This window comes from Verrucosispora sp. SN26_14.1, from assembly GCF_004307965.1.
Lineage (GTDB): Bacteria > Actinomycetota > Actinomycetes > Mycobacteriales > Micromonosporaceae > Micromonospora.
In genome coordinates this window covers 1-6,662 of the sequence record NZ_SISL01000324.1, presented here as the reverse complement: position 1 = coordinate 6,662, position 6,662 = coordinate 1, and the positions used below count along the sequence as shown (strand labels likewise).

The window sequence follows — 6,662 nt, the reverse complement described above, 5'->3', positions numbered from 1 at the left end:
ACGTCACCTTCATCCGCGCGGCGCTGTCTCCGGCGGCGCCCCCGGTCGAGCTGGTGCCCGCCGAGGACCTGACGGCGGATCTGCCGGCGCGCTGGAGCGCTCGGGTGGAGGTGTATCTGCCCGACGCGGAGCCCGTCCGGGCGTACGTGGGCGATGCGCCCAGCCTGGACGACGAGCGGGAGATCATCGAGAAGTACCACCGGAACGTGGGAGCGGCGATGCCGGGCCCCACGACGGAGCTGATCGGGCTGTGTGCCGGCCTGGACGAGCTGCCGTCGGCGGCCCGGCTGCGTGCGGTGCTTCTTGCGACGGTGACGCCGACGACGATCGGATGAGGCGCCCTCAGCCTCGCGGCCGATCGCAGGAACGCTGTACGGTATGGTGCACCAACGAGGATCGGTGGTGAGTGCTTCACGGCCACTTGGAGGATCGACGATGCCGGCTTCCCGCACGAGCAGAACGTCGCTGCCCCGCAGCACGGTCACCCGCGAGCACATCATCGAGGCGGCGACGCGGATCGCGGACGAGGAGAGCATCGAGGCCCTCACCATCCGCCGGCTCGCCGCCGACGTCGGCAGCGGTGCGATGACGCTCTACAGCTACTTCCGCAACAAGGAAGAGATACTCGACGCCATCGCCGACCACGTGCTCGGTGGCTTCACCCTGCCGCCGGCAGAGGAGACGGAACCGCGGGCGGTGGTGCAGAGCCTGGCCTCGGCGTTCCTCCGGATGATGCGGGAGCATCCCAGCATCGTGCGGCTCTTCACCACCCGCGTGACCACCAGCCCGGATTCGCTGCGTGGCGCGATGGAGGCGGTGGTGGGCAGGCTGCGCGAGGTCGGGTTCGAGGGCCGTGAGGCGGTCCAGGCGTACGGTCTGATCGTCCACTACACCCTCGGCTTCGCCAGCTACCAGGCACCCCGACCGTGGGGCAAGCCCGACCTGCCCGACGTCGAGGAGTTGTGCCGCCAGCGGACCCACTTCTACTCCGCGTTGCCCCTGGCGGAGTTCCCGAATCTGGTGTCGCTCGCCGGCGACGTGACGACGCTGCCGAGCGACGAGCAGTTCCAGTTCGGATTGGACTGCCTGCTCGACGGGCTCCTGCGTCGGATTCAGGCGAACTGACCAGCGGAAACACCTTCCGCCCCGCGCCTCGTTCCGCCGCCAACCGTTCTTGATTACCCGTATCGTACGAAGTACGATACGGGTAATGTCAGGCTCGGAGTTCCGATCACCAGGAGAGGTGGCCCCGACGATGCTCGGGAGAGCCACCGCGTCGGCGCGCAGACGACCGGCGCGGACGTGAACGCAGCGAAGGTCGTCGCCCTGGTCGGCACCGGCGGCACGATCACGGGCTGGTCGCCGAGCAGTCTGGACCTGACCGGTTACGCGGAAACGGAGTCGCAGCGGCTGTCGCTGGCCGAGGTGGTGGCCGCCGTGCCGGAGGTCGCCGACATCGCCGAGATACGGCAGATCAGCCTCCCCGCAGCCCCGAGCCACGCCCTCGACCTGCCGGACATGCTCGGCATCGCCGGACACGTGCGCACCGCCCTGGCCGACGACGAGGTGACAGGGGTCGTGATCACCCACGGCACCAACACCCTCGAGGAACTGGCATTCCTGCTGGAGTTGGTGCTCGCACCCGGCAAGCCGGTGGTCCTCACCGCCGCGATGCGCCCGCTCTCGGCGCTGAGCGGGGACGGCCCGCTCAACCTCGTCGACGCGGTACGGGTGGCAGCCAGCCCACAGGCGGCGTCGCGGGGACCGGTGGTGGCGATGAACGGGGCGATCTGGTCACCCCGTCGGGTGACCAAGGCCAACACCGCCGGATCCGACGCCTTCCGCAGCGCTGAACTGGGACCGCTCGGCTTCGTCGACCCCGATGGCACCGTGATCTTCCACCACCGGGAGGAACACACCCCGCCGGTGCTGGACGTCATGGGCGCCTCCGTACCACGGGTGGATCTGGTCGTCTCCTATCCCGGCGCCGACGGGGTGCTGGTCGACGCGGCGGTCGCCGCCGGCGCGGCCGGTCTGGTCAGCGCCGGCACCGGTGCCGGATTCCCCACTCCCGCCGAACACGCCGCCCTGGTCCGCGCGGTAGCGGCTGGGGTGGTGGTGTGCCAGTCGTACCGCAGCGCTGCGGGCCGGGTGCGACTCAGCCCCCGACTGCGCCGAGCCGGCATCGTCGCCGGTCAGGGCCTCAACCCCGGCAAGTGCCGGATCCTGCTCGCGCTCGCCCTCGCCACGGGCGCCGAGGCCGGACGGATCCAGGAACTACTCGACCGCGTCGACGGCCGCGAACGGGGCGACGGACCGCGGTGACTCAACGCGCGCGACGGTAGTGCACGGCCACCACACCGTTGCGGAACGGCTCCGCCGAGACCAGTTCGAGCCGGCGCGTGCCGGGCAGCCCGCCCTGGTGCAGCGTCGGACCGTGGCCGGCGATCCGAGGGTGGATGAGCAACTCGTACTCGTCGATCAGGTCCAGCCGGTCGAGCTCGGTCGCCAGCGTGCCGCTTCCGAGCAGGACCCCGGCCGGTGTCTCGTCCTTGAGCTTCTGCACACCCTCACGCAGGTCACCGTCGATGTGGTGGCTGTTGGCCCACGGGAAGTGGTGGCGCGTCGACGACACCACGTACTTGGGTTTGGCCTCCAGCTTGACCGCCCACTCACGCAGGGCCGGCGGCGCCTGTTCGTCGCCGCGAGCGACGGCCGGCCAGGCGCTCTCCATCATCTCGTAGGTGACGCGGCCCCACAGCATGGCCCCGGCCTCGTCCATGAGACGAGTGAAGAAGGCGTGCGTCTCGTCGTCGGCGATCCCCTCCTGGTGGTCGACGCAGCCGTCCACCGTGAGGTTGAGTCCGAAGGTGAGCAGTCCCATGACCGGCGAGTCTAACTCCGGACGTCGCCCCACCCGGGGAACTCCGGTCCGGCGACGCACATGAGGCGAGTCGCGCGCAGGACCGACCGATTGACCGGCCGATCCGGCGCGAGCCGCCGCCTCCGACACTCGTGACGTGGGCCTACCCGAGCGACGGTCCGCCGGTACGACCGACCACACGGAAGGACCCCATGACCGCGACGGCGATCGAGAAGCCCGACTTCACCGGGCTGCGTGCGATGTACATCAACTGCACCCTCAACCGGTCTCCCGGCCGTAGCCACACCCAGGGGGTGGTCGACCGCAGTGTGGCGATCATGGAGGCGAGCGGGGTCAGCGTGGACCAGATCCGCGCGGTCGACCACGACATCGCCACCGGCGTACGACCCGACATGACCGAGCACGGGTGGGACGGCGACGAGTGGCCGGCGTTGCTGGCGCGGGTGTTGGCGGCCGACATCCTGGTCATCGCGGGTCCGATCTGGCTGGGTGACAACAGTTCGGTGACGCGTCGGGTGATCGAGCGGCTGTACGGCTATTCGGGTGTCCTCAACGAGCAGGGCCAGTACGCGTATTACGGGCGGGTCGGTGGCTGTCTGCTCACCGGCAACGAGGACGGCCTGAAGCACTGTGCGATGAGCATCCTGTACAGCTTGCAGCACATCGGTTTCACGGTGCCGCCGCAGGCCGATGCGGGGTGGCTCGGCGAGGTCGGCCCCGGGCCGTCCTACCTCGACGAGGGTTCTGGTGGGCCGGAGAACGACTTCACGAACCGCAACACGGCGTTCATGACGTACAACCTGCTGCACCTGGCGTCGATGATCCGCCAGGCCGGTGGGTTTCCGGCATACGGCAACCAGCGCACCGCCTGGGACGCGGGAGTGCATCCGGACGCCGCCAATCCCGAATACCGCTGACGCCACGGCCGAACCCCGGACAGGACCGGGCTCTCGCCTCCGCCACACCACGAACAGGATGAGGACCGACGAGCACCACCTTCGGGGCCGTGGAACTGGCGCTGCCGGGCCAGGTCGTCGAGATCGGCGCGGTCGTCCTGCTCGACCTGCCGCGCTGACCCGTCGTGCCCCCTGGTCGACCGTGCATCCGCAAGCAGGCCGCAGCGTTCGCCACGTGGAACCCACCGGACGCGCCTACGCTCGGAAGGCGCTCGACGGGTGCGACCGGCCGAACCCGAGGACCCGACCCCGACGACCGTTACCTGCTGGTGACAGCGCCAAGGATGTGAGTGATCATGACAGATCCGGTATCGATGAGTTGGCCGAGCCTGCGGGTGTCGGACTGGACCGACACCCGCGACACCCTGCACATGTGGACCCAGATCGTGGGCAAGATCCGTATGGCGCACGCCCCGATGGTCAATCACTGGTGGCAGGTGACGTTGTACGTGAGCCCACGCGGGTTGACGACGTCCGCCATCCCGTACGGGACGGGAGCCTTCGAGATCGAGTTCGACTTCATCGGCCACCGGCTCGACGTGCGTAGCAGCGACGGTGGGGTGCGGAGCCTTCCGCTGCGGCCGATGGCGGTCGCCGAGTTCTACTCGCGGGTGATGGCGATGCTCGACGAACTCGGGATCGCCGCACCGATCCGACCGCGCCCCAACGAGGTCGACCCGGCGATCCCGTTCGCCGAGGATCATGAGCATGCCTCCTACGACGGTGCGGCGGCGGCGCTGTTCTGGCGGCAGTTGGTGCAGGCGAACCGGGTGGTGGGTGAGTTCCGGTCGCATTTCGTGGGCAAGGTCAGTCCGGTGCATTTCTTCTGGGGCGGGATGGATCTGGCCTGCACCCGCTTCTCCGGCCGGTCGGCTCCGCCGCATCCGGGTGGGATGCCCAACTGTGGGGACTGGGTCATGGTCGAGGGCTACTCCCGCGAGTTGTCCAGCTGCGGGTTCTGGCCCGGCGGCGGTGCCGAAGGCGCCTTCTACTCGTACGCCTATCCCACACCGGACGGCTTCGCCGAGCAGCCGGTCGGCCCCGATGGCGCGTTCTTCAGCACCGAGTTCCAGCAGTTCCTGCTGCCGTATGAGGTGGCGCGTGCCGCACCGGATCCGGACCGTGCGGTCGCCGAGTTCCTGCGCACCAGCTACGAGGCCGCCGCGAACCTCGGCCACTGGGACCGCGCCGCGTTGGAGGACGACCCACTGCGCTGGCAGCGCACCGACGCACCCTGACGACCGCCACCGGTGTCGGCACCCACCGGCGGCTCGAACGGTCCACGGCACCGCCCGCACGGCGGTCTAGCTGAGCCGCAGGTCCCCGTCGAAGTCGATCCTGGCTAGCTCGGCACGCGAGGTGATGCCCAACTTGGGATAGACGTTGGCCAGGTGGTGGCCGACCGTACGGGGACTGATCAACAGCTGCGCCGCGATCTCCCGGTTGGTCAGACGGTCCGCAGCCAACTGCGCCACCCGCAACTCCTGCACGGTCAACCCCGCAGCGGTCGAAGGATCGGCCCCACGCCGGTCGGTCAGCGCCAGCTCGCGTAGCGCCCGCCCCCGCAGGGGGCCCGCGTCCAGGCGGTCGAAGGTCTCGGCTGCGGCGACCAGCTGAGTACGGGCGTCGGCCCGGCGACGTGCGCGCCGCAGCCACTCCCCGTACAGCAGCCGAGTGCGGGCGTACTCGAACGGCTGCGCCCCCGCTCCCGCGACGTCCAGGGCGGCTCGGAACGAGACCTCGGCCGCCGAGCCGCCCTGGACGAGGGCCCGGAGACGATGACCGGCCGCGCGGGCCCAGGTCGCCCCCGACCGCTGCGCCCACTCCTGCACCATGGCGATCTGAGACTCGGCGACGTCGCCGTCACCGACCTGCACCGCCGCTTCGACGGTGTCCACGGCGGCGAGCAACGCGAAGGTGGCATGGGACGCCTCGTGGCCCGACTCGACGAGGCACAGCAGGTCGCTCAGCGCCTCCTGCGGACGACCGTCGAACAGCGCCGCCCGGCCACGAAGCCAGTACGCCGACGCGGTGAGCGCCCGCACCCCACGCGGTACCGAGACCCGCAGGATCCCCCTGGTGTGCTTGTCGACGGCGCGATGGTCGCCCCGGGCCGCAGCCAGTACGCCCAGGCAACTACGGCTCTGCGTGGCGAGGTGCGCCGCCCCGACCTCCTCGGCCAACCGCAGGCCCTCGGCCGCCGCCGCCTCGGCAGCACCCCACCGGCCCGCCGCCGTGTCGAGGACCGCGATCTGCGCCAACACCAGCGCCAACGCGGTGAGCTCGTGTCGACGTCGCAGCTGTGCGGCCTGCACCCGCAGCACGTCGAGCAGCCGAGCCTCCACGCCCCAGACCTGGGCCAACGGTACGGGCGGAAGCAACTCCCAGGCGACCGTACCGAGCCGACCGACGGCATCGCTGGCCAGCTCCGGGGACGGCGGGGGAAACTCGCCGCTCAGGTCGTAGCAGGACCACCAGTTCCGCAGCACGGGCATCAGCCCCGACACCGTCGCGTCACCGTCGGTGTCCACGGCCCGCAGCCGGTGCAGCGACTCCTGCTGCAGGTCGGAGCGACCAGCAGTCCAGGCGGCGCGGACCGCGACCGTACCCAGCTCCACCGCGCGTCGGGCCTCGGTGACCACGGCCATGTCGCCCGCCAGGTAGTGGTGGGCACGCTCAGGCATGCCGTACGCGAACTCCAGGATCCCGCGCAGCCCCCCGCTCAGCCGGACGACGGGCTGCACACCGCCCAGGCGTTCGGCCTCTTCGAGCACCTGCCGCGCCGTGTCGGCCTGGCCGGCATGCCAAGCGGCGCGGGCGGC

7 protein-coding genes are annotated in these 6,662 nt (G+C 70.5%); 5 read left to right on the top strand and 2 right to left on the bottom strand.

Going from position 1 to position 6,662, the window contains the following annotated elements; translation table 11 throughout:
• From EYA84_RS32620 to EYA84_RS23225, 3 genes are all read left to right on the top strand, one after another.
• Positions 1-335 (top strand): MmgE/PrpD family protein (locus tag EYA84_RS32620; RefSeq protein WP_161595021.1); only part of this gene is annotated, 335 nt, incomplete at its 5' end.
• 100 nt (positions 336-435) lie between these two features.
• Positions 436-1,125, top strand: coding sequence for a TetR/AcrR family transcriptional regulator (locus EYA84_RS23230; protein ID WP_131055310.1), 690 nt, complete (start codon positions 436-438; stop codon positions 1,123-1,125).
• A gap of 177 nt (positions 1,126-1,302) precedes the next feature.
• Entirely contained in the window at positions 1,303-2,325 is a 1,023-nt protein-coding gene (locus tag EYA84_RS23225; RefSeq protein WP_161595020.1) for an asparaginase domain-containing protein, read from the top strand.
• A gap of 1 nt (position 2,326) precedes the next feature.
• Here EYA84_RS23225 and EYA84_RS23220 read toward each other — a convergent pair whose 3' ends face one another.
• Positions 2,327-2,884 carry a dihydrofolate reductase family protein gene (locus EYA84_RS23220; RefSeq protein ID WP_131055305.1) on the bottom strand — a complete coding sequence of 186 codons (558 nt, stop codon included), beginning with the start codon at positions 2,882-2,884 and terminating at the stop codon, positions 2,327-2,329.
• A gap of 191 nt (positions 2,885-3,075) precedes the next feature.
• Here EYA84_RS23220 and EYA84_RS23215 point away from each other — a divergent pair, with 191 nt between their 5' ends.
• Both EYA84_RS23215 and EYA84_RS23210 read left to right on the top strand, forming a co-directional pair.
• Positions 3,076-3,801 carry a flavodoxin family protein gene (locus EYA84_RS23215; RefSeq protein ID WP_131055303.1) on the top strand — a complete coding sequence of 242 codons (726 nt, stop codon included), beginning with the start codon at positions 3,076-3,078 and terminating at the stop codon, positions 3,799-3,801.
• A gap of 335 nt (positions 3,802-4,136) precedes the next feature.
• Entirely contained in the window at positions 4,137-5,078 is a 942-nt protein-coding gene (locus EYA84_RS23210; RefSeq protein ID WP_131055301.1) for a DUF5996 family protein, read from the top strand.
• 66 nt (positions 5,079-5,144) lie between these two features.
• Here EYA84_RS23210 and EYA84_RS33930 read toward each other — a convergent pair.
• Positions 5,145-6,662: LuxR family transcriptional regulator (locus EYA84_RS33930; protein WP_275540810.1), on the bottom strand; the 1,518-nt coding region annotated here is incomplete at its 5' end.